Source organism: Janibacter endophyticus (assembly GCF_016888335.1).
Lineage (GTDB): Bacteria > Actinomycetota > Actinomycetes > Actinomycetales > Dermatophilaceae > Marihabitans > Marihabitans endophyticum.
The window spans coordinates 2806843-2828255 of the sequence record NZ_JAFEJG010000004.1 but is presented as its reverse complement, the minus strand read 5'-3'; the positions used below and the strand labels follow the sequence as shown (position 1 = coordinate 2828255).

Genomic DNA, 21413 nt, shown 5'->3' with positions numbered 1-21413 from the left:
GCCGGCTGTCGTGCGCCGAGGGCGGAATGCCCGAGGCGAGCGGCACCGGCCCGGATAGCATCGTGGCAGCCAAGCCAGAAGGGGCGTCCCATGTTCGAACGGTTCACCGACAGGGCCCGCCGAGTCGTCGTGCTCGCGCAGGAGGAGGCACGCCTCCTCAACCACAACTACATCGGCACCGAGCACATCTTGCTCGGCCTCATCCACGAGGGTGAGGGCGTCGCCAGCAAGGCGCTGGAGTCGCTCGGCATCTCGCTGGAGCAGGTCCGCGAGCAGGTCCAGGACATCATCGGTCCCGGCCAGCAGGCGCCCACCGGCCACATCCCCTTCACGCCGCGGGCGAAGAAAGTGCTCGAGCTCTCGCTGCGCGAGGCGCTCCAGCTCGGCCACAACTACATCGGCACCGAGCACATCCTGCTCGGCCTCATCCGTGAGGGCGAGGGCGTGGCCGCCCAGGTCCTCGTCAAGCTCGGCGCGGACCTCGGCCGGGTGCGGCAGACCGTCATCCAGCTCATCTCGGGCTACCAGGGTGGCAAGGAGGGCCAGGCCGCCGGTGTCGGCGCCAGCTCCGGTCCCGCCGAGGGGCAGCCCGCCGGCTCGCTCGTCCTCGACCAGTTCGGCCGCAACCTCACTCAGGCCGCGCGCGACAACACCCTCGACCCGATCGTCGGTCGCGACAAGGAGATCGAGCGGGTCATGCAGACCCTCTCGCGCCGGACGAAGAACAACCCGGTCCTCGTCGGCGAGCCCGGCGTCGGCAAGTCCTCCATCGTCGAGGGCCTGGCCAGCAAGATCGTCGAGGGTGACGTCCCCGAGACGCTCAAGGACAAGCAGCTCTACACGCTCGACCTCGGCTCGCTCGTCGCCGGCAGCCGCTACCGCGGTGACTTCGAGGAGCGCCTCAAGAAGGTGCTCAAGGAGATCAAGACGCGCGGCGACATCATCCTCTTCATCGACGAGATCCACACCCTCGTCGGGGCAGGTGCCGCAGAGGGCGCGATCGACGCGGCGAGCATCCTCAAGCCGATGCTCGCGCGTGGTGAGCTCCAGACGATCGGCGCGACGACGCTCGACGAGTACCGCAAGCACATCGAGAAGGACTCGGCGCTCGAGCGTCGCTTCCAGCCCATCCAGGTCGACGAGCCGTCGATCGCGGACGCCATCGACATGCTCAAGAAGTTGCGTGACCGATACGAGGCGCACCACGGCGTGACGATCACCGACGAGGCGATCGTCTCCGCGGTGACCCTCTCAGACCGCTATGTCAACGACCGCTTCCTCCCGGACAAGGCGATCGACCTCATCGACGAGGCCGGCGCGCGCCTGCGCATCTTCCGCCTCTCCGCCCCCCCGGCGGCCAAGGAGGTCGACGAGAAGATCGCGGCCGTCCGTCGCGACAAGGAGTCGGCCATCGACGGTCAGGACTTCGAGCTCGCCGCGCGGCTGCGTGACGACGAGAAGAACCTGCTTAAGGAGAAGGCCACCCTCGAGGAGGAGTGGAAGTCCGGTCGTCTCGACGAGGCCGTCCAGCTCGACGAGGAGCATGTCGCGGAGATCCTCACGATGAGCACCGGCGTGCCCGTCGGCAAGCTGAGCGAGAACGACGCGACCCGCCTGCTCAAGATGGAGGAGGAGCTGCACAAGCGCGTCATCGGCAACGACCTCGCGATCAAGGCGCTCTCGCAGTCCATCCGCCGCACCCGCGCCGGTCTGAAGGACCCGCGTCGCCCGGGAGGTTCGTTCATCTTCGCCGGCCCGACCGGTGTGGGTAAGACCGAGCTCGCCAAGGCGCTCGCCGAGTTCCTCTTCGGTGACGAGGACGCGCTCATCACCCTCGACATGTCGGAGTTCTCCGAGAAGCACACGGCGAGCCGTCTCTTCGGCAGCCCGCCCGGCTACGTCGGTTACGACGAGGGCGGCCAGCTCACCGAGAAGGTGCGCCGCAAGCCCTTCTCCGTCGTGCTCTTCGACGAGGTGGAGAAGGCGCACCCCGACATCTTCAACAGCCTGCTCCAGGTGCTCGAGGAGGGACGACTCACCGACTCCCAGGGTCGCGTCGTCGACTTCAAGAACACCGTGATCATCATGACGACCAACCTCGGCTCGCGTGAGATCAAGGCGGTCTCGCTCGGCTTCGCCGCGGGCACGGACTCGGGCACCGAGTACGAGAAGATGAAGGCCTCGGTCACCTCGGCGCTGCGCGACCACTTCCGCCCGGAGTTCCTCAACCGGGTCGACGAGACCATCGTCTTCCCGCGCCTCACCGAGGCCGAGATCGTCCAGATCGTCGACCTCGAGATCGCCAAGCTCGACACGCGCCTCAAGGACAAGGACATGGGCATCGAGCTCACGCCCGCGGCCAAGGCGCTGCTCGCGCACCGCGGCTACGACCCGGCCCTCGGCGCCCGTCCGCTCAAGCGGACGATCCAGCGCGAGATCGAGGACCAGATCGCCGAGAAGATCATCTTCGGCGAGCTGACCCCGGGCACGATCATCGGCGTCGACATCGAGGGTGAGGGCAAGTCGGCGAACTTCACCTTCGCCGGCACGCACAAGCCGGACGTCGACGACGTCGCGGTCGCGGTCGTGACCGGCGAGGCCGGCCCCGCCCCGCAGGGCTGACCGACCCGACCCAGAGCGAAGGGGGCGGCGCACCCAGGTGGTGCGCCGCCCCTTCGCCGTCCCCCGGCCGTGCTGCTCGTCGAGGGTGTCGCCCTGCCCCGTGGCGCGGGCAAGGTCCCACTCGGTCGTACATTGGTCCGGTGTCCAAGACCGATGTCGTCGTCCGCCACGCTCGCACCGCGGACGTCCGGGCGATCCGTGAGCTCGTCCAGCCGCTCGCCGAGCGCCGGGTCCTCGTGAGCAAGGACGCGGTCGCGTACTTCGAGGGGATCCAGGAGTTCCGGGTCGCCGAGATCGACGGCGTCGTCGTCGGTTGCGGCGCCGTGCACGTCATGTGGGAGGACCTCGCCGAGATCCGCACGCTGGCCGTCGGGGCGGACCACCTGGGCCTCGGGGTCGGGTCGGTGCTCCTCGAGACGCTGCTCGACGACGCCCGTGCGCTCGGTGTGGAGCGGATCTTCTGCCTGACCTTCGAGACCGACTTCTTCGAGCGGCACGGGTTCAGCGAGATCGAGGGGCAGGCCGTCGACCCCGAGGTGTACACCGAGCTCCTCCGCTCGTACGACGAGGGTGTCGCCGAGTTCCTCGACCTCGAGCGGGTCAAGCCCAACACCCTCGGCAACTCCAGGATGCTTCGCCAGCTCTGAGGCAAGTCTGCGACGCTACGGTCGGCGGATGACCTCTGACCCGCGAGCCGTCCGCCACATCGTCGTCATGGGTGCCTCCGGCGCCGGAAAGACGACCCTGGCCCAGGGCATCGTCGACGCGACCGGCTGGGACTTCCTCGAGGGGGACGAGCTGCACCCGCCGGAGAACGTCGCGAAGATGACCTCCGGCCGGCCGCTGACCGACGAGGACCGGTGGCCGTGGTTGCGTTCCGTGGGGGAGTGGATCAGTGAGCGGGAGGCGAAGGGGGAGCCGGCCGTCATCGCCTGCTCGGCACTCCGACGCGTTTACCGCGACCTGCTGCGCGAGGGACGCGAGCACGTGGAGTTCCTCATGATCGAGGTCCCCGCCGAGGAGCTGCACCGTCGGCTCGAGGAGCGCACCGACCACTACATGAAGGCGTCGATGCTTCAGTCCCAGCTCGACACCCTCGAGCCGCTCGAGGCCGACGAGCCGGGCGTGACGCTGCGCTCCGGCGGCGACGAGGGCCAGGCCCTGGCCGACGCCCTCGTCGAGCTGGACCTGCAGGGCCGGGATCAGGCCGGCAGGGCGTAGCCGCCGTCCACGGGCTCGACGAGCCCGTCCTCGATGAGCCCGGTCAGGCACCGGTCGACCTTCGCCGGGTCCTCCGGCCACACGGTGTCGACCTCCGCGCGGGCGACGGCGCCGGAGGTCTCGCGGAGCAGCTGGACGATCCGCCCCCGCACCTGACGGTCCGTGCCGTGCCACGCCTGACCTCGCCGCGCGGGGCCGTCGTAGGCGGGGCACCCGGCACGCTGCCAGGCGCACAGGTCGACCACGGGGCAGCGGTCGCACTGCGGGGCCCGCGCGGTGCAGACGAGTGCGCCGAGCTCCATGACCGCGGCGTTCCACGTGTTCCCGTCCTCTGCCGACGGCGGCATGGCCGCCGCGGCGAGCCGGGTCTCGTGGGCGGTGAGCGAGGGCGCAGCCTGCGCCTGCCCGTCGAGCGCCCGGGCGAGGACCCGGCGGACGTTGGTGTCGATGACGACCTGGGGGTCACCGAAGGCGAAGGAGGCGACCGCCGCTGCGGTGTAGGCGCCGACGCCGGGGAGCGCGAGGAGGTCCGCGTGCGTGCGCGGCACCTCACCCTCATGGCGCTCGACCATCGCCACGGCTGCCTCCCGCAGGCGCAGCGCCCGGCGGGGGTAGCCGAGCCGGCCCCAGAGCCGCACCGCGTCACCGGGGGAGGCCGCAGCGAGGTCTGGTGGCGTCGGCCAGCGGCGCAGCCACTCGCGCCAGGTCGGGACGACCCGGGCCACGGGTGTCTGCTGCGACATCACCTCGGAGAGGAAGATCTCCCAGGCAGTGGTCCCCGCCGCTCGCCACGGGAGGGGGCGAGCGTGCTCGCCGTACCACCGCAGGACCCCGGCGTGGATCAGCGGGAGATCATCGGGGGTCGTCATGGCAGGGAGAGATCGCGTGGTCCGGCTCCGGGGAGCGCTCAGACGTAGCGCTCGAGGATCGAGGTCTCGGCCAGGCGAGACAGGCCCTCGCGGACGAGGCGGGCCCGGCCCTCTCCGACGCCGTCGACGTCCATGAGGTCGTCGACGTTGGCGGCGAGGAGGCGCTGCAGGCTGCCGAAGTGCGCGACGAGCCGCTCGACGATGGCGCCGGGGAGCCGGGGCACCTTGCCGAGGATGCGGTAGCCGAGCGGGCTGACCGAGGCGTCGAGGTTCTCCCCGACGATCGAGAAGCCGAGCGTCTTGGCGCACGCCCCGAGATCGAGGAGCTGGGTGGCGTCGAGCGCGGCGAGCGAGGCCATGACCTCTGGGGTCGCGACCTCGTTCGTCGCGTTCCGGGTGTAGTCGCGGGCGACCCACACGAGGTCGTCCTGGAGGCCGGCGGTGAGCTCCTCGAGCTGGAGCGAGAGGAGGCGCCCCTCGGTGCCGAGCTCGACGATGTAGCTCTCGATCTCCTCGCTGATGCGGCGGACCATCTCCATCCGCTGGAGGACCGAGGCGACGTCGCGGACGGTGACGAGGTCCTCGATCTCCAGGGCGGACAGGGCGCTCGTCACCTCGTCGAGCCGACCCTTGTACCGCTCGAGGGTCTGGAGCGCCTGGTTCGCGTGCGAGACGAGCTCCGGGGTCGGCTTGACGACGTGCCGGCGGTCGCCGAGGTAGAGCGCGATGATCCGCATGGACTGGCTGACGGAGACGACCGGGTGGCCGGTCTGGCGGGCGACACGCTCGGCGGTGCGGTGCCGGGTGCCGGACTCCTGCGTCTCGATGCTCGGGTCAGGGACGAGCTGGACGCCGGCGCGCAGGATCTTGGCGTGGTGACGGTCCATGACGATGGCGCCGTCCATCTTCGCGAGCTCGCGCAGGCGGGTCGCGGAGAAGTCCACGTCGAGGGCGAAGCCGCCGGTGGCGATGGACTCGACGAGCTTGTCGTGGCCGAGGACGACGAGCGCGCCGGTGTTGCCGCGCAGGATCCGCTCGAGACCGTCGCGCAGCTCGGTCCCGGGCGCGACCGCCGCGAGGGTGGCGCGGAAGAGCTCTTCGTCGTGGTCTGACACGTCGGTGAGTCTATGGGGCGACGGGGGCCCCCTCGACCCGCTCGCCCGCGTACGGCCTGGACCGGGCGCCGACCTGCTCGATGGCGGCGGCCAGGTCGCTCACCTCGAGGACCTCCATCCGCGGAGGGGGCGCCGTGCCGTCGAGCGCACCCACGGGGACGATCGCCGTGGTGAACCCGAGCCGCGCGGCCTCGCCGAGCCGCCGCGCGACGCCGACGACGGGGCGGACCTCGCCGGACAGGCCGACCTCGCCGAGGGCGAGGAGCGTGTGGGGGAGCGGCTGGTCGAGGAGGGCGCTCGCGATGGCCAGCGCGACGGCGAGGTCGCTCGACGGCTCCGTGATCCGGACCCCGCCGACGGTGCTCACGTACGTGTCGGCCCGGCCGACGGGTGCCCCGGCGCGGCGGTCGAGCACCGCCATGATCATCGAGACGCGGGACGAGTCGAGCCCGACGCTGGCCCGCCGCGGGGTGGGGATCTCCGAGGGGGCGACGAGGGCCTGCACCTCCGTGACGAGGGGGCGGCGGCCCTCGAGGGTCACCGTCGCGCAGGTGCCGGGCACGGTGATGTGCCGCGACGACAGGAAGAGCCCGCTCGGGTCGTCCAGCCCGTGAATCCCCGAGTCGGTGAGATCGAAGCAACCCACCTCGTCGGTCGGACCGTAGCGGTTCTTCACCGCTCGGACGAGGCGCAGCCGTGACTGACGGTCGCCCTCGAACTGCACGACGACGTCGACGAGGTGCTCGAGCATGCGAGGCCCCGCGATCGACCCGTCCTTGGTGACGTGGCCGACGAGGAGCATGGCGACGCCTGCGGCCTTCGCCCGTTGGATGAGCACCCCCGCGACCTCGCGGACCTGGCTCACGTTGCCAGCGGCCCCGTCGACCTCGGCGGAGGCCAGCGTCTGCACGGAGTCGACGACGGCCAGCGCGGGGGTACGCTCGTCGAGGTGCGCGAGCACGGTCCCGAGGTCGGTCTCGCTCGCGAGGTAGAGGTCGTCCGCGAGCGCGCCGATGCGCTCGGCGCGCGAGCGCACCTGCGCGGCTGACTCCTCGCCGCTGACGTAGAGCACCGTGCGACCCGCGGCCGCCCGCGCGGCGACGTCGAGGAGCAGGGTCGACTTGCCCACGCCGGGCTCACCGGCGACGAGCACGACGGAGCCGGGCACGATCCCGCCACCGAGCACCCGGTCGAACTCGGGCACGCCGGTGCTCCAGGCCTGGGCGTCCTCGACCGGCACCTCGGCGATCGGCCGGGCGGGTGTCTCGACCCGGGTCGCGCTCGTCGTCCGCACCCGGGGCGCCCCGGCCTCGGCCACGGTCCCCCACGCCTGGCACTCGCCGCAGCGGCCGACCCACTTCACCGTCGTCCAGCCGCACTCGGTGCACCGGAAGGCGTGGGTGCGGGTGCTCTTCGTCGCCATGAGGGTCAACCTATGCGCCGCTCCCGACAACGGCCGGGTGGCCTCGGCTCAGCCCTCGCCCTGGGTCGCGAGGGTGGCCGGGTGGACGAGCAGGGGCAGGAGGTCACGCCCTTCGGGCCCCGGACGAAGGGGTGAGCGGCCCCCCTTCGCCCTCAGGCCGGAGGCCGCCCGGACCGCGTCGACGACGCCCAGGTGAGCCTCGCACCGGCGGGCCAGCTCGTCGTAGCCGCCCTGCCCCATGAGCTCGACGAGGCCATCGCGCTCGGTGACGTAGACGGGATCAGCGGCGACGTGCGCCTCGGGGTTGCCGGAGCAGTACCAGTCGAGGTCGTGGCCGCCGGGGCCCCAGCCTCGCCGGTCGTACTCGCCGATGCTGATCTCGAGGTAGCTCGACTCGTCGGTGAGGGTGACGGTCCGGTAGGTGCGCCGGATCGGCAGCTGCCAGCAGACGTCCGGCTTGAGCGTGTGCGGCGGGACGCCGGTGAGCACCGCGTGCTGGTGGAGGGCGCAGCCCGCCCCGGCGGGGAAGCCGGGCCGGTTGAGGAAGATGCACCCGCCGTCGACGACCTTCGTCTTGCGGGCGCCGTCCTCCTTCTCCGTCCACGCCGAGACCTTGGTGCTCCCCGGGTGGAGCTGCCACTCGTCCTCGCCGAGCTCCTTGGCGACCGCGTGGACGCGGGCGACGTCGTCCTTGTCGCTGAAGTGCGCCCCGAGGGTGCAGCACCCGTTGTCGGGGTGGTCGGCGTCGATGCCCTGGCAGCCCTGACCGAAGATGCACATCCACCGAGACGTCAGCCAGGTGAGGTCGCACCGGAAGCGCTGACCCGCGTCGGCCGGGTCGTCGAACTCGGCCCAGGTCCGGGGGGTGGTGAGCGGCGTCTCGCCGGGGTGCGTGGTCATCGCGGACACCCTACGGCCCGTAGGCTGGGGGACCATGCGGCTCGGGGTCATCGACGTGGGATCGAACACCGTCCATCTCCTCGTCGTCGACGCGCACCCCGGCGCGCACCCGCTGCCCGCCACCTCGCACAAGATCGACCTGCGTCTGGCCGAGCACGTCCTCGACGACGGACGGATCGCGGCCTCAGGCACCGACCGCCTCGTCACCTTCGTCCAGGAGTGTCTCGAGGTCGCCGAGGACCAGGGCGTCGAGGAGCTGCTCACCTTCGTCACGAGCGCCATCCGCGAGGCCCCCAACGGCGAGGCCGTGCTCGCCAAGGTCCGCAAGAAGACGACGAAGGAGCTGCTCGTCCTCTCCGGCGAGGACGAGGCCCGGCTCACCTTCCTCGCCGCGCGCCGCTGGACCGGCTGGTCGGCCGGCAAGCTGCTCGTCGTCGACATCGGCGGCGGCTCCCTCGAGCTCTCCCTCGGGACCGACGAGGACCCCGACGTCGCCCTCTCGCTCCTCCTCGGCGCCGGCCGGGTGACCCGTGAGCGGCTCGCCGAGGACCCCCCTTCGCCGGCGACGATCAAGGCGGCCCGCAAGGCCGTCCGCGCCGAGATCGCCTCCCAGATCCGGCCGCTCGCCAAGGCGGGCGCCCCCGACAAGGTCGTCGGCACGAGCAAGACGATGCGCTCCCTCGCCCGCATCGCGGGTGCGGCACCCTCGGCCGAGGGGCCTTACGTGCGTCGTGAGCTGAGCCGCGCCGACATCACGGAGACGATCGCCCGGATCGCCCCGCTCACCGCGGCCCAGCGTGCCGAGCTCCCCGGAGTCTCGGCCTCCCGGGCCCACCAGCTCCTCGGCGGCGCCATCGTCGCGGAGGCCGCGATGGACCTCCTCGGCGTCGAGACCCTCGAGATCTGCCCCTGGGCCCTGCGCGAAGGGGTCATCCTGCGCTACCTCGACCACCTCGACTCCTGAGCCGCTCGGCCCCGTCGAGGCAGGCGAGGTCTACTCTCGTGACCATGGCGAGCATCCCCGTGGCCCTGTCCACGGCGTCCGTCTACCCGCAGACCACGGCTGCCGCCTTCGACGTCGCCTCCCGCCTCGGGTACGACGGCATCGAGATCATGATCTGGACCGACCCGGTGACGCAGAACGCGCAGGCGCTCGCGGCGCTCTCCGAGCACCACGAGCTCCCGATCGTCTCCATCCACGCCCCGACCCTGCTGCTCACCCAACGGGTCTTCGGCAACGACGCGTGGGCCAAGATCGACCGCTCGATCGAGATCGCCCAAGAGGTCGGGGCGCCGACGGTCGTCCTTCACCCGCCCTTCCGGTGGCAGAAGGACTATGCGCGGGGCTTCGCCGACGGTGTCGCCGAGCGCGAGGACGCGTCGGGGATCGTCCTCGCGGTGGAGAACATGTACCCGTGGACGGCGCGCGGCCGTCAGGTCGAGGCCTACCTGCCGCACTGGGACCCGGTGCCCCAGCCCTACGACCACGTGACCATCGACCTCTCCCACACGGCGTCCGCCGGCTCCGATGCGCTGCAGATGGTCCGTGACCTCGACGACCGGCTGGCCCACATCCATCTCGCCGACGGCAGCGGGCGCACGATCAAGGACGAGCACCTCGTGCCGGGGCGCGGGTCGCAGCCGTGCGCGGAGGTGCTGCAGCACGTCGCGAGCTCGGGCTTCGACGGCGCGGTCGTGCTCGAGGTGGGCACGCGCAAGCGCACCCTGGCCGACCGTGAGGCGGACCTCGCCGAGTCCCTCGCCTTCGCCCGCGGCCACCTGACCGCCTGACGGCCTCGCCGGGAGCGCCTAGCCTGAGGCCATGCCCTATCTCATGATCGTCAACGACGCCGCGGGCACGAGCACCGACGACGTCGTCGAGGACGTGAGAGCGGCGCTCGCGGTGCACGGCGAGGTCGAGGTCGCGGCGACGTCCTCGATGGACGAGCTGCGCGAGGCGCTCCAGGGCCGTGGCGATGCCGAGGTCGTCGTCTGCGGCGGCGACGGCTCGCTCCACGCGGTCGCCACGGCGCTCTGCATGCGTGACGAGCTCGGTGACGGCGAGCGTGAGGGGCCGGTCCTGGGCATCGTCCCGCTGGGGACCGGCAACGACTTCGCCCGCTCGGTCAACCTCTCGGACGACCCTGTCGAGGCGGTCAGGGTCGTCGTCGAGGGACCGCTGCGGCCCATCGACGTCATCCGTGACGACAAGGCGCGCGTCGTGGTCAACGCCGTCCACGTCGGCGCCGGAGACGAGGCCGGTCGGCTCGCCAAGCCGTGGAAGGAGCGTCTCGGCACCGTCGGGCTCGGACCCCTCGGCTACGTCGTCGGCACCGTCCTCGCCGGCGTCCGCAAGGCGGGGTGGAAGCTGCGGGTCACCGTCGACGGCGAGGTCGTCGCCGACGGCCAGACCCGGCTCATGCAGGTCGGTATGGCCAACGGCACGAGCATCGGCGGCGGGGCCGTCCTGGCCCCCGACGCCGCGCCGGGCGACGGGTTGGGCGACATCGTCATCGCCGAGGCGCGCACCCGCCCGCAGCGCCTCCTCTACGCACTGCGGCTCACGTCCGGCGACGTCGAGAGCCTCGAGGGTGTGCGTCGGCTGCGCGGCACCGAGGTCCGGGTCGAGGCGATGACCGACCACGGCTTCGGGGTCAACGCCGACGGCGAGCTCCTCGACCCTGTGCGCGCGACGACCTGGCGGGTCCAGCCCGGCGCGTACCGGCTGCACGTCCCCGCCGGGGTCGAGCCGACGGTCACCGACCTGGAGCCGCCGGCGTGACCCCGCGGCCGGTCTTCGACACCGCCCGACGACGGGCGCTCGACCTCGTCACCGCACCTGCCGCACGCGACCGGGTCGCGGCCTCGGCGCCGGTGCGGGCCGCCCGCGGCCGGTTCGTCGCGGGCCCCGAGGTCGGTCACGCCGTCGACCTCGCCCTCGGCCTCGGGCTCACCGGCCGACGCGCCTCCATCGAGCCGCTGAGCCCGCCCGTCACCGACGAGGCCCAGCTCCGCGCCAACGTCGCCCGTGCCGTCGAGGCGGTCGACGCCGCCGTCCTGGCGAAGGGGGACACCCACGCCACCTCGCCCCTCGGGGTGGTCCTCGCGCCGACCCGCATCGGGCTGGGGCGCGGGGAGCCCGCGGACTTCCGGCGGGTGCTGAGCGACCTCCTGGAGCGGGCGGAGTCGGGTGGCGTCGGGATCACCCTGCGCACCGTCGCCCCGGAGCTCGAGGACGAGCTGCAGGCCGGCGTCGAGTCGATCTGGTCGACGCACACCCCGCCGCCGCTGCGCATCTCGGTGCTCGCCCGGCGCCACCGGGGCGAGCACGACTGCGCGCGCCTGTCCGACCTCGGGATCCCGGTGCGGCTCGTCCGGGGCGGCCCCCGCGAGGGTGCCCGCACCGCGTGGGCCGACCGGCACGAGGCCGACCTCGCCTACGTCCGCTGCCTGAGCACGCTCCTGGCCACCGGCCCACGCCCGATGGTCGCCACGCAGGACCCGGCGCTGCTCGAGGTCACCGACGCCCTCGCGGAGCACCACGGTCGTGGGCGTGACGTCGAGTACCAGATGTACCTCGGGGCGCAACCCGACCGGCAGGTCCGCAGCGCGGACGCGGGGCACCTCGTCCGGGTGCTCGTGCCGTACGGCGAGGAGTGGTTCGACTACCTCGCCGACCTCGCCGAGCGCCCGGCGACCCTGCGCCGGCTCCTCACCGTCCTCTCCGGCCAGGGGTGAGCCCCACTACGCTGCCCGGGTGAGCGAGCAGCAGCAGGTCATGGCCATCTACGGGGTCGGCGCCATGGGCGGCGCCATCCTCGACGCCCTCGTCAGCGACCGTGGCGAGGGTGATCCCGAGGTCCGGGTCGTCGAGCCCCGGGCCGAGCAGGCCGACGAGCTGGGTCGCCGCGCCGGGGTCCGGGCCCTGCCGGCGGCAGCGGCTGCGTCCGAGGCGGACGTGCACATCATCACCGTCAAGCCCTACGACGTCCCGACGCTCCTGGAGTCGGTGCGCGACTCCCTTCGCCCAGGGTCCGTCGTGCTGTCCCTGGCGCTGGGTGTCACCCTCGCCGAGCTCACCGCTGCCCTGCCCGACGGGGTGAGCGCCATCCGTGGGATGCCGAGCACGCCGGCCCGGGTGGGCCAGGGCATGACGGTGCTCTCCCCGGGCGACGGGGTGAGCGACGAGCAGGTGGCGGCCGTGCGTGAGCTCCTGGCCCCGACCGGGCGCACCGTCGTCCTGCCCGAGTCGCAGCAGGACGTCGCGACCGCGATGTCGGGCTCGGCGCCCGCGTACTTCTACCTCGTCGTGGAGGCGCTCGTCGACGCCGGTGTGGCCGGTGGGCTGCCGCGCGCCACGGCCGCGGACCTCGCGGTCCAGGCCGCCCTCGGTGCGAGCACGATGATGCGGGAGACCGGCGAGGAGCCGGTGCTGCTCCGCGCCCAGGTGACCTCGCCGGGCGGCTCCACCGCGGCGGCCCTGCGTGAGCTCGAGGCCGGCGGGATCCGCGAGACCTTCGCGCGGGCGGTCGAGGCCTGCGCCCGGCGCTCCGCGGGGTCGTGAGCCTCGACGAGGTCACCGTCCGTCGGCTCACCGAGGACGACTGGCCCGACCTGCGTGCGGTGCGCCTCGCGATGCTCCTCGACGCACCCCGCGCCTACGGCAGCACCTTTGCCCGGGAGCGGGACTACCCCGAGTCGCTGTGGCGCGAGCGGGCGAAGGGGCACGCCTGGCTGGCGTACGGGCGGCTGGGTGAGGTGGTCCTGCCGGTGGGATCGGTGACGTTGTGGCACGGCCCGGACCAGCCGGCCGGCGAGAGCCGGCTCGTCGGCATGTGGGTCGCCGCCCACGCGCGCGGCAGCGGCGTGGCCGACCGGCTCGTCGCCGCGCTGGTCGCGGAGGCACGTGGTCTCGGCCTCACCCGGGTGCTCCTCCAGGTCGCCGAGGACAACCCCCGGGCGGCTGGTGCCTACCGGCGGCTCGGCTTCGTCGAGACCGGTGGACGCGAGCCCGCTGTGGCCTACCTCGGGCTCTGCGAGGCCGAGATGGAGCTGCGTCTCGACGGGTCTGCGGGCGGGTGAGCCCCCGGTGACCGGGGCAGCCTGCCCGGGCGCGGCATGACAGAGTAGGTGCCATGAGCGAGATCACCGTGCGCGCGCTGACCGAGGACGAGTGGGAAACCTTCCGCGAGGTCCGTCTGGCTGCTCTGGCAGAGTCGCCCGAGGCCTTCGTCGCCTCGCACGCCGAGGAAGAGGCCGAGCCCGAGCAGTACTGGCGCGACCGGATGAGGCGCAGCCACCGCCTCGTCGCCGAGGTCGACGGTGAGCGCGTGGGTGTCGTGAGCATCGGCGGTGCGCCCGAGGAGTCGAGCCCGGATGTCGGGCAGCTCTTCGGCCTCTGGGTCGCACCCGACTGGCGCGGTCGCAGCGTCGCCGCCTCGCTCGTGCAGGAGGCTGCCGCCTACGGTCGCGGCCAGGGCCTGAGCCGGCTCTTCTACTGGGTGGGCACCGACAACGCCCGGGGTGTGGCCTTCGCGAGCAGCTTCGGCTTCCGCCCGACGGACCGTCGCCGACCGATGCGGGTGCAGGGCGACTCCGAGGAGGAGATCGCCCTGGTGCTGGCGCTCGGGGACGACCGCGCCTGAGCGCGGCGTGCTGCCGACGGGTCAGGGCCGGGCGGCCATCCGCTCGATGAGCGTCGTCGGTCCGCTGACGATCAGCGTGTCGCCGGCGTGCACCTTGGTGTCCGGCCTGGCGTAGGTGAAGTCCTCGCCGGGCGACTTCACCCCGACGATCGTCACGCCGTACTTGCTCCGCATCTGCGACTGCTCGAGCGTGAAGCCGATGGCCTCCTGCGGGGGAAGCATCTTGACGATGGCGAAGCCGTCGTCGAACTCGATGTAGTCGATGAGCTTGCCGCCGATGAGGTGCGCCAGCCGCTGCCCTGACTCGATCTCGGGCGAGAGCACGTGCTGGACCCCGATCCGGTTGAGGATGCGGGCGTGCTCGGGACTGACCGCCTTGGCCCACACCTTCGGGCAGCCGGCGTCGATGAGGTTGACCGCCGCGAGGACCGAGGCCTCGACCGACGACCCCACGCCGAGCACCGCGGCGGAGAACTCCTGCGGGCGCAGCTCCTGCATGAAGGTCACCGACGTGGCATCACCCTGGACGATGCGGCCGACGCGGCCGAGGAAGGACTCGGCCAGCTCGTGGTCGAGCTCCACCGCGGTCACCCGGTTGCCCAGCCGGTGCAGCTCGGTGGCCACCGCGCCGCCGAAGCGGCCGAGGCCGATGACGAGGATGTCCTCGTTGTGCAGCCGTAGCTTGCCCACGTCGTGTATCTCCCACTCTCCGGGTCACTTGTTCCCGCCGAGAGTAGTGCGAGTAGCGTGCAGAGCATGAGCACACAGGCGTGCGTGGTGTGGGGGCAGGACTTCACGAGGTACGACTTCGGGGCCGGGCACCCGATGGGCCCGCTCCGGATCGACCTCACCGCGCGGCTGGCGCGTGCCCTGGGCGTGCTCGAGGCCGTCGAGATCGTCGACCCCGAGGTCGCCGGCGACGACGTGCTCGGGACGGTGCACACCCCCGAGTTCATCGACCGCGTCAAGGCGGTCAGCGCCGACCCGACGCTCGCCGACACCTCCTTCGGCATCGGTACCGACGATGTCCCCGCCTTCGCGGGCATGCACGAGGCGAGCGCCCGGATCGTGGCCGGGACCCTCGCGGTGACCCAGCGGGTGTGGCAGGGCGAGGCCGAGCACGGGGTGAACTTCACCGGGGGCATGCACCACGCCATGGCGGACCGGGCCTCCGGCTTCTGCGTCTACAACGACATCGCCGTGGGCATCCAGTGGCTCCTGGACCAGGGGGTGGAGCGGGTCGGCTACATCGACGTCGACGTCCACCACGGCGACGGCGTGCAGGAGATCTTCTACGACGACCCGCGGGTGCTCACCTGCTCGCTGCACGAGTCGGGCCGCACCCTCTTCCCCGGCACCGGCTGGCCGGGAGACACCGGCGGGCCGTCGGCCCCGGGGACCGCCGTCAACGTCGCGCTGCCTCCCGGCGTCGCCGACTCGCCCTGGCTGCGGGCGATCTCGTCGGCGATCCTCCCTGTCGTCCGTGCCTTCCAGCCGCAGATCCTCATCACCCAGCACGGGTGCGACACCCACGCCAGCGACCCCCTGGCCAACATGGCCCTCTCCGTCGACGCGCAACGGCACGCCATGGTGTCCATGCACCGGCTCGCGCACGAGCTGTGCGACGGTCGCTGGGTAGCCCTCGGGGGAGGGGGCTACGACCTCGTCGGGGTGGTCCCGCGCTCCTGGACCCATCTCACGGCGATCGCGGCGCACGCCCCGCTGGCCGCCGACACCGAGGTGCCCGTGGAGTACGCGGAGCACGTCCGCAGCGTCGCCGGGGCCGAGCCTCCGTCGACCATGGGGGACCTGCCGGCCAAGGAGCTGCCGATCTGGGTCCAGCCGTGGTCGATGGGCTACAACCCGCACAGCGACGTGGACCGGGCGATCATGGCGACGCGGGAGGCGGTCTTCCCGCACCACGGGCTCGACATCTGGTTCGATTGAGGGGCTTTGTCGGCGGTTCGCGGCGTGTCGGCTGGACTCCTCGAGGAATTTCCTCCCAGCCACTTCCCAGGAGTCACATCTGCCCCTATGGTTACCCCAGCACGGGACGTAGACGTCCGTTGGTGACGTGCGCCAACGATGCGACCGGCGAGAAGATCGAGGTGGACATGTCCGACGACCGACTGAGTGAGGTCCGGTTCCTCACCGTCGCCGAGGTTGCCTCGATCATGCGGGTGTCGAAGATGACCGTGTACCGCATGGTGCACAACGGCGAGCTGCCCGCGGTCCGGGTCGGCCGCTCCTTCCGGGTGCCACAGGACGCGGTGAACGCGTACCTCGACTCGTCCTTCGTCGAGACCGCCTGACCCTCCCGGTTTGGGTGCCGGTCCGTGGCCGGATAGGCTGGCCCACTGACTCTGACGACAACCGGTGGAGCCCTGCACGACGTCAGGACGGCTGCCGATCGCCGACGAGACCACGATCGCCTCACGGGTGATCGACGACCACGAAGGACGATGCATGGGTTCTGTCATCAAGAAGCGCCGCAAGCGGATGGCCAAGAAGAAGCACCGCAAGCTGCTGCGCAAGACGCGTCACCAGCGCCGCAACAAGAAGTGAGCGGCTGCGAGGGGGCCCCGGCGATGCCGGGGCCCCTTCGCCGTCCCCTCGCGTGGGGTGGGAGGTATCACGCTCCCGTCAGGGGTCCTTCGGCCCGTGCGGCCCGGGGGCTCGTTAGGCTCTCAGTCGTGCGGTGACCGACCGGTCGTCGCACTGCTCTCAGACGCGAAGGAGGGGCGGGATGGCGCGCACCGTCCTCATCACCGGGGTCTCCCGGCATCTCGGTGGCGCCTGCGCCCGGCGGCTGAGCCGCGAGGAGTCGGTCGAGCGGATCATCGGCGTCGACGTCGTCCCGCCGCGGCACGGCATCGGCCGTGCCGAGTTCGTCCGCGCCGACATCCGCAGCCCGCTCATCACCCGCATCCTCACGGACAACGAGGTCGACACCGTCGTCCACATGTCGGTCATCGCGACGCCGGCCGCGAGCGGCGGGCGGGCCTCCCAGAAGGAGATCAACGTCATCGGCACCATGCAGCTCCTCGCTGCGTGCCAGAAGGCGGAGAGCCTCGAGCGCCTCGTCGTGAAGTCGACCGCCGCCGTCTACGGGTCGAGCCCCAAGGATCCCGCGATGTTCAAGGAGGAGTACTCGGCCCGCCGGCTGCCTGGCGGGGGCTGGGGCCGCGACTCCGTCGAGGTCGAGGGGTACGTCCGGGGCTTTGCCCGTCGCCGTCCTGACGTCGGCATCACGATGCTCCGCTTCGCCAACGTCATCGGTCCGCGCGTGCGCACCGCGATGACCGACCTCTTCTCGCTCCCGGCCGTCCCCCTGCCCCTCGGCTACGACGCCCGACTCCAGTTCGTCCACGAGGACGACGTCGCGGACGCCCTCACCCTGGCCGTCACGGGCCCCGACGTGGGGACGGTCAACATCGCCGGCGACGGCATCATCACCGCGAGCCAGGCAGCGAACATCGCCGGGCGCCCCTTCATCAGCGTGCCGAAGCCGGGCGCGGGGCTCGTCTCGGGGATGCTGCAGCGGGTCGGCATGATCGACACCGGGCCCGACCAGCTCGACCTGCTGACCTTCGGCCGAGGGCTCGACACGACGCGGATGCGCGAGGAGATGGGCTTCGAGCCGCGGTACACGACCCGGACCGCCTTCGAGTCCTTCGCCGCCACGCTCACCCACCGGCGGTTCTTCCTCGGCACCGCCGTGCGACCGAGCTGGATGGCGACCGAGGTGGCCGAGCGCGCGATCTCCGCGATGGACATCACTGGGAAGAAGGACTGATGGCGACCACCAAGACCGCGGCCACGAAGAGCGCGGCGAAGCGGACCACCGCGAGGAAGGCGCCGGCCACCAAGGCCCCGCCGCCGAAGGCCGCCGCGAAGAAGGCGCCGGCCGCCAAGGCGCCCGCGCAGAAGGCGCCGGCCGCCAAGGCTCCCGCGCAGAAGACGCCCGCGAAGAGCTCGAGCGCCAAGAAGGCGCCCGCCCGCCGCTCCACGGTCGCGGCCGCGGCGGAGCGAGCCGGGGGCGAGCGGGCCCGCCGCCGCTCCACCCCGCTCCTCGACGGCAGCGACCTCGCGGCGCCGGCCCGCCGCGCCCCCGCGGCCCGGACCCGCAAGGCCGGCGCGAAGCCCGCCGGCACGGGAGCCGCGACGACGGCGACCCGCAAGACCTCCTCCAGCCGGGCGGCCCGCAAGGTCACGGCCTCGGGCAAGCCCGATCTCAGGGTCGTCCAGGGTGACGGGGGAGCGGCCCCGCGCCGTCGCCCGTCGCGATCCCGGGTCGCGGCCAAGGCGCGCTCGTCGCGGCCCACCCCGGCCCCCACCCCTTCGCCCGTCCCGGAGGTGGCCCGTCCCGCCGAGGGGACCCCGAGCTCCGGCACGGCACTCGCCCCGGGCTTCGCCGAGCTGATGTCGGTGGCGCTCTCCGCGGGCCAGGTGGCCTCACGCACCGTCGGCAGCGCCCTGAGCAGCGCCGCCGGGGAGGAGTGGGAGCAGCGGCTCGGGGACGTCCTGGCCTTCCTGCGGCGCCGGGTCCAGGGGGACTACACCGTCGACGACTTCGGCTTCGACGAGGACTTCACGATCCACACGGCCTTCCCGCTCTTCCGGCTGCTCAAGGACAGGTGGTTCCGGGTCGAGGTCCGCGGGATCGAGAACATCCCGGCCGAGGGTGGCGCACTCATCGTCTCCAACCACTCGGGGACGATCGCGCTGGACTCGGTGATTACCCAGCTGGCGATCTACGACTCGCACCCGCAGAAGCGCTTCCTGCGCATGCTCGGTGCCGACCTCGTCTTCCAGATGCCGGTTGTCGGCGACTACGCCCGCAAGACGGGCGCGACGCTCGCGACGAACCCGGACGCGGAGCGGCTCATGACCTCCGGCGAGCTCGTCGGCGTCTGGCCCGAGGGCTTCAAAGGGGTCGGCAAGCCCTTCCGTGAGCGCTACAAGCTGCAGCGCTTCGGGCGCGGCGGCTTCGTCTCCGCGGCGATCCGTAGCGAGGTGCCGATCATCCCGTGCTCCGTCGTGGGTGCCGAGGAGGTCTACCCGATGATCGGCAACATGAAGGCGGTGGCCCGGCTCATCGGGGCGCCGTACGCGCCGGTCACGCCGACCTTCCCGCTCCTCGGCCCGCTCGGGCTCATCCCGCTGCCGAGCAAGTGGATCATCGAGTTCAGCCCGGCGGTGGACACCGCGAGCCTCGGTCCGTCCACGGCGGACGACCCGGCGCTCGTCTTCGACCTCACCGACCAGGTGCGCGAGACGATCCAGCAGACGCTCTACTCGGTGCTCATGACGCGCCGTTCGGTCTTCTTCTGATGGCCGGCTGGGAGTCCTCCGCCCGGGTGAGCGTCGTCGGGCGGCAGGGCTGCCACCTGTGCGACGTCGCGCTCGAGATCGTCCGCCGCGTGGCGGCGGAGACGGGGGCCGATGTCGAGGTCGTCGACATCGACGAGCACCCCGACCTGCTGGCGCGCTACGCCGACGAGATCCCGGTGACCTTCGTGGACGGGGCCCAGCACGACTACTGGCGGGTCGACGAGGGACGGCTCCGCGCCGCCCTCTCATGACTTTGTGCAAATGTTCACAAGCGGCTAACCTCGGGACCCGAGCCGTCCGACGCGGGTGAGCGTCGGTGGTCCTGAGAGGAGCTTCAGCCGCCAGTGTCCGTCGACAGCGCCGCCAAGCGGGGGATCCCTGACGCGACCGTGGCTCGCCTGCCCGGCTATCTCCGGTCGCTCGACGGCTTCGTGGCCCAGGGCATCGGCTCCGTCTCCTCCGAGGAGCTCGCCACCCGCTCGGGCGTGAGCAGCGCCAAGCTGCGCAAGGATCTCAGCCACCTCGGTTCGTACGGCGTCCGGGGGGTCGGCTACGACGTCGGCCACCTGCGCTACCAGATCTCCCGCGCGCTGGGACTCACGCAGGACTGGCCCGTGGCCATCGTCGGCATGGGCAACCTCGGTCGCGCGCTCGCCTCGTACGGGGGATTCGCCCCGCAGGGCTTCACGGTCGTCGCCCTCCTCGACCAGGACGACGCGGTCGTCGGTCAGCGCGTCGGCAACCTCGTCGTCCAGCCGATGGAGGTGCTCCCCACCCTGACCGAAGGGGGGCGGGCCGCCATCGGGGTCATCGCGACCCCCACGGCGTCGGCGCAGGACGTCGCCGACCGGCTCGTCGCGGCCGGCTTCACCTCGATCCTCAACTTCGCGCCAGGGGTGATCACCGTGCCCGCGGGCGTCCAGGTCCGCAAGGTCGACCTCGCGACCGAGCTGCAGATCCTCGCCTACCACGAGCAGCGCCGGGCCCTGCCCGACGAGCTGCGTCTCGAGGTGGCGCCGTGAGCACCCTCGTCCTCGGCCTCAACCACCACCGCACCCCGATCGAGATCCTCGAGCGGGTCGCCCTGTCGGTGGAGAGCCAGACCGCGCTGTCGACGGCGGCGCTGGAGAGCCCGGACATCGCCGAGGTCGTCGTCATCTCGACGTGCAACCGGATCGAGGTCTACGCGGAGGTCTCCGCCTTCCACGGAGCCGTCGCCGACCTCACGGCCGCACTGACGAGCGTCACCGGCGTCGCCGCGGACGACCTCGTCGACCACCTCGAGCTGCAGTACGGCGAGGCGGCCATCGCGCACGTCTTCAACGTCGCCGCGGGCCTGGACTCGATGGCCATCGGCGAGGCGCAGATCCTCGGGCAGCTGCGCGACTCGCTCTCGACCGGGCAGTCCACCGGCGCCGTCGGCTCCGGGCTCAACTCGCTGCTCCAGCAGGCCCTGCGCACCGGCAAGCAGGTCCGCACGGAGACCGGTCTCGACCGTGTCTCGCGATCTCTCGTCGAGGTCGGCCTGGCCCAGGCGGTCGCCGAGCTCGGCCCGCTCGATGAGCTCACGGTCCTCGTCGTCGGTGCCGGCGCCATGAGCGCGCTGAGCGCGACCACGGCCCATCGGCTCGGCGCCACGGTCACCGTGGTCAGCCGGACCGAGGATCGCGCTCGCGCGCTGGCGGACCGGCTCGCGGCCACCAGCCGGCCCATCGAGGAGCTCGGCGAGGCGCTCTCCGAGGCCGACGTCGTCCTCTCGTGCACCGGCGCGACGGGCATCGTCGTCGACCTGCCCTCCGTCGCCGCCGCGCAGGTCGCGCGCGCCGGGCGCCCCCAGGTCTACATCGACCTCGCGATGCCGCATGACGTCGCCGCCGAGGTGGGCAGCCTGCGCGGGGTCACCCGCCTGGGTCTGGCCGAGCTCGGCTCCGCGCTCGGCGGGGGAGAGGACCTGGCGGAGGTCCGCGCGGCTCGCTCCGTCGTCGCCGACGCCGTGACCCGTCATCTCGGGGACCGCGCGGCGCAGGTCGTCGTCCCGACCGTCACCGCCATGCGCGCCGCGGCCGCGGAGATCGTCGCCCGTGAGATCGAGCGCTTCGACCAGCGCACCCCCGACCTCACCGAGGCTCAGCGGGCCGAGGTGCACCTCGCGGTCCACCGCGTCGTCGAGAAGCTGCTCCACCGCCCCACGGTGCGCGTCAAGGAGATGGCCGTCGACGGCCGGATCACCGAGTACGAGGACGCCATCCGGGCACTCTTCGACCTGCACTCCGGAGGTGCCTGA

General features: G+C 72.2%; 23 protein-coding genes. 18 read left to right on the top strand and 5 right to left on the bottom strand.

Annotation, left to right across the window (positions count from 1 at the left end; translation table 11 throughout):
* The first annotated feature begins 90 nt into the window (after positions 1–90).
* The 3 genes from JNO54_RS13540 (at position 91) to JNO54_RS13530 (ending at position 3843) form a co-directional block, all read left to right on the top strand.
* Positions 91–2622 (top strand): ATP-dependent Clp protease ATP-binding subunit, encoded by a 2532-nt coding sequence (locus JNO54_RS13540; protein ID WP_204144365.1) that lies wholly within the window; start codon positions 91–93, stop codon positions 2620–2622.
* 140 nt (positions 2623–2762) lie between these two features.
* A complete protein-coding gene (locus tag JNO54_RS13535; RefSeq protein WP_204144364.1) occupies positions 2763–3269 on the top strand; it encodes an amino-acid N-acetyltransferase in 507 nt (168 codons plus the stop codon).
* 28 nt (positions 3270–3297) lie between these two features.
* Positions 3298–3843: a gluconokinase gene (locus JNO54_RS13530; protein WP_204144363.1), complete on the top strand. Its 546-nt coding sequence runs from the start codon at positions 3298–3300 to the stop codon at positions 3841–3843.
* Here the strand turns inward: JNO54_RS13530 and JNO54_RS13525 are convergent.
* Genes JNO54_RS13525 through JNO54_RS13510 form a run of 4 tightly spaced genes read right to left on the bottom strand, consistent with a single transcriptional unit; the run spans position 3825 to position 8150 of the window.
* Complete coding sequence (locus JNO54_RS13525; protein WP_204144362.1) at positions 3825–4712, bottom strand: iron-sulfur binding domain-containing protein; 888 nt, start codon at positions 4710–4712, stop codon at positions 3825–3827. The genes JNO54_RS13530 and JNO54_RS13525 overlap by 19 nt on opposite strands.
* A 38-nt stretch (positions 4713–4750) precedes the next feature.
* Positions 4751–5827 carry a DNA integrity scanning diadenylate cyclase DisA gene (disA, locus tag JNO54_RS13520; RefSeq protein WP_204144361.1) on the bottom strand — a complete coding sequence of 359 codons (1077 nt, stop codon included), beginning with the start codon at positions 5825–5827 and terminating at the stop codon, positions 4751–4753.
* A gap of 10 nt (positions 5828–5837) precedes the next feature.
* Complete coding sequence (gene radA / locus JNO54_RS13515) at positions 5838–7250, bottom strand: DNA repair protein RadA (protein WP_204144360.1); 1413 nt, start codon at positions 7248–7250, stop codon at positions 5838–5840.
* A 48-nt stretch (positions 7251–7298) separates the two neighbouring features.
* Positions 7299–8150, bottom strand: a complete 852-nt coding sequence (locus tag JNO54_RS13510) for a DUF3109 family protein (RefSeq protein ID WP_204144359.1) — start codon at positions 8148–8150, stop codon at positions 7299–7301.
* A gap of 34 nt (positions 8151–8184) precedes the next feature.
* On the opposite strand from JNO54_RS13510, the gene JNO54_RS13505 reads away from it, so the two are divergent.
* The 7 genes from JNO54_RS13505 to JNO54_RS13475 are packed head-to-tail and all read left to right on the top strand — an operon-like array spanning position 8185 to position 13795.
* The gene (locus tag JNO54_RS13505) at positions 8185–9114 is read left to right on the top strand and encodes a Ppx/GppA family phosphatase (protein ID WP_204144358.1); all 930 of its coding nucleotides are present in this window, start codon (positions 8185–8187) and stop codon (positions 9112–9114) included.
* A gap of 44 nt (positions 9115–9158) precedes the next feature.
* The gene (locus JNO54_RS13500; RefSeq protein ID WP_204144357.1) at positions 9159–9941 is read left to right on the top strand and encodes a sugar phosphate isomerase/epimerase family protein; all 783 of its coding nucleotides are present in this window, start codon (positions 9159–9161) and stop codon (positions 9939–9941) included.
* 31 nt (positions 9942–9972) lie between these two features.
* Positions 9973–10932, top strand: a complete 960-nt coding sequence (locus tag JNO54_RS13495; protein ID WP_204144356.1) for a diacylglycerol/lipid kinase family protein — start codon at positions 9973–9975, stop codon at positions 10930–10932.
* On the top strand, positions 10929–11888 hold the full coding sequence (locus tag JNO54_RS13490) for a proline dehydrogenase family protein (RefSeq protein ID WP_204144355.1): 960 nt from the start codon (positions 10929–10931) through the stop codon (positions 11886–11888). Before JNO54_RS13495 ends, JNO54_RS13490 begins: the two co-directional genes overlap by 4 nt.
* 19 nt (positions 11889–11907) lie before the next feature.
* Positions 11908–12714: a pyrroline-5-carboxylate reductase gene (proC, locus tag JNO54_RS13485; RefSeq protein ID WP_204144354.1), complete on the top strand. Its 807-nt coding sequence runs from the start codon at positions 11908–11910 to the stop codon at positions 12712–12714.
* Positions 12711–13232, top strand: a complete 522-nt coding sequence (locus tag JNO54_RS13480) for a GNAT family N-acetyltransferase (RefSeq protein ID WP_204144353.1) — start codon at positions 12711–12713, stop codon at positions 13230–13232. Before proC ends, JNO54_RS13480 begins: the two co-directional genes overlap by 4 nt.
* A 53-nt stretch (positions 13233–13285) precedes the next feature.
* Entirely contained in the window at positions 13286–13795 is a 510-nt protein-coding gene (locus JNO54_RS13475) for a GNAT family N-acetyltransferase (protein ID WP_204144352.1), read from the top strand.
* Between the two features lie 21 nt (positions 13796–13816).
* Here JNO54_RS13475 and JNO54_RS13470 read toward each other — a convergent pair whose 3' ends face one another.
* On the bottom strand, positions 13817–14485 hold the full coding sequence (locus JNO54_RS13470; protein ID WP_204144351.1) for a potassium channel family protein: 669 nt from the start codon (positions 14483–14485) through the stop codon (positions 13817–13819).
* Positions 14486–14551: 66 nt separating this feature from the next.
* On the opposite strand from JNO54_RS13470, the gene JNO54_RS13465 reads away from it, so the two are divergent.
* From JNO54_RS13465 to hemA, 8 genes are all read left to right on the top strand, one after another.
* The gene (locus tag JNO54_RS13465) at positions 14552–15742 is read left to right on the top strand and encodes an acetoin utilization protein AcuC (RefSeq protein ID WP_204144350.1); all 1191 of its coding nucleotides are present in this window, start codon (positions 14552–14554) and stop codon (positions 15740–15742) included.
* Between the two features lie 167 nt (positions 15743–15909).
* Complete coding sequence (locus JNO54_RS13460; protein WP_204144741.1) at positions 15910–16107, top strand: helix-turn-helix domain-containing protein; 198 nt, start codon at positions 15910–15912, stop codon at positions 16105–16107.
* Between the two features lie 154 nt (positions 16108–16261).
* On the top strand, positions 16262–16360 hold the full coding sequence (locus tag JNO54_RS13455) for a 30S ribosomal protein bS22 (protein ID WP_003792170.1): 99 nt from the start codon (positions 16262–16264) through the stop codon (positions 16358–16360).
* A gap of 181 nt (positions 16361–16541) precedes the next feature.
* Entirely contained in the window at positions 16542–17591 is a 1050-nt protein-coding gene (locus JNO54_RS13450) for an NAD-dependent epimerase/dehydratase family protein (RefSeq protein WP_204144349.1), read from the top strand.
* Positions 17591–19129 carry a lysophospholipid acyltransferase family protein gene (locus JNO54_RS13445; RefSeq protein WP_204144348.1) on the top strand — a complete coding sequence of 513 codons (1539 nt, stop codon included), beginning with the start codon at positions 17591–17593 and terminating at the stop codon, positions 19127–19129. Before JNO54_RS13450 ends, JNO54_RS13445 begins: the two co-directional genes overlap by 1 nt.
* Positions 19129–19380, top strand: coding sequence for a glutaredoxin family protein (locus tag JNO54_RS13440; RefSeq protein WP_204144347.1), 252 nt, complete (start codon positions 19129–19131; stop codon positions 19378–19380). Before JNO54_RS13445 ends, JNO54_RS13440 begins: the two co-directional genes overlap by 1 nt.
* A gap of 93 nt (positions 19381–19473) precedes the next feature.
* Entirely contained in the window at positions 19474–20151 is a 678-nt protein-coding gene (locus JNO54_RS13435; protein WP_204144346.1) for a redox-sensing transcriptional repressor Rex, read from the top strand.
* Entirely contained in the window at positions 20148–21413 is a 1266-nt protein-coding gene (gene hemA / locus JNO54_RS13430) for a glutamyl-tRNA reductase (RefSeq protein ID WP_204144345.1), read from the top strand. The genes JNO54_RS13435 and hemA overlap by 4 nt, the downstream gene beginning before the upstream one ends.

Excerpts from the sequence above, each read along its gene's own strand:
- JNO54_RS13540 (WP_204144365.1), top strand. The coding sequence starts at position 91 with ATGTTCGAACGGTTCACCGACAGGGCCCGCCGAGTCGTCGTGCTCGCG.
- JNO54_RS13530 (WP_204144363.1), top strand. The coding sequence starts at position 3,298 with ATGACCTCTGACCCGCGAGCCGTCCGCCACATCGTCGTCATGGGTGCC.
- JNO54_RS13525 (WP_204144362.1), bottom strand. The coding sequence starts at position 4,712 with ATGACGACCCCCGATGATCTCCCGCTGATCCACGCCGGGGTCCTGCGG.
- radA (WP_204144360.1), bottom strand. The coding sequence starts at position 7,250 with ATGGCGACGAAGAGCACCCGCACCCACGCCTTCCGGTGCACCGAGTGC.
- JNO54_RS13510 (WP_204144359.1), bottom strand. The coding sequence starts at position 8,150 with ATGACCACGCACCCCGGCGAGACGCCGCTCACCACCCCCCGGACCTGG.
- JNO54_RS13505 (WP_204144358.1), top strand. The coding sequence starts at position 8,185 with ATGCGGCTCGGGGTCATCGACGTGGGATCGAACACCGTCCATCTCCTC.
- JNO54_RS13500 (WP_204144357.1), top strand. The coding sequence starts at position 9,159 with ATGGCGAGCATCCCCGTGGCCCTGTCCACGGCGTCCGTCTACCCGCAG.
- JNO54_RS13495 (WP_204144356.1), top strand. The coding sequence starts at position 9,973 with ATGCCCTATCTCATGATCGTCAACGACGCCGCGGGCACGAGCACCGAC.
- JNO54_RS13475 (WP_204144352.1), top strand. The coding sequence starts at position 13,286 with ATGAGCGAGATCACCGTGCGCGCGCTGACCGAGGACGAGTGGGAAACC.
- JNO54_RS13465 (WP_204144350.1), top strand. The coding sequence starts at position 14,552 with ATGAGCACACAGGCGTGCGTGGTGTGGGGGCAGGACTTCACGAGGTAC.
- JNO54_RS13460 (WP_204144741.1), top strand. The coding sequence starts at position 15,910 with ATGTCCGACGACCGACTGAGTGAGGTCCGGTTCCTCACCGTCGCCGAG.
- JNO54_RS13455 (WP_003792170.1), top strand. The coding sequence starts at position 16,262 with ATGGGTTCTGTCATCAAGAAGCGCCGCAAGCGGATGGCCAAGAAGAAG.
- JNO54_RS13450 (WP_204144349.1), top strand. The coding sequence starts at position 16,542 with ATGGCGCGCACCGTCCTCATCACCGGGGTCTCCCGGCATCTCGGTGGC.
- JNO54_RS13445 (WP_204144348.1), top strand. The coding sequence starts at position 17,591 with ATGGCGACCACCAAGACCGCGGCCACGAAGAGCGCGGCGAAGCGGACC.
- JNO54_RS13440 (WP_204144347.1), top strand. The coding sequence starts at position 19,129 with ATGGCCGGCTGGGAGTCCTCCGCCCGGGTGAGCGTCGTCGGGCGGCAG.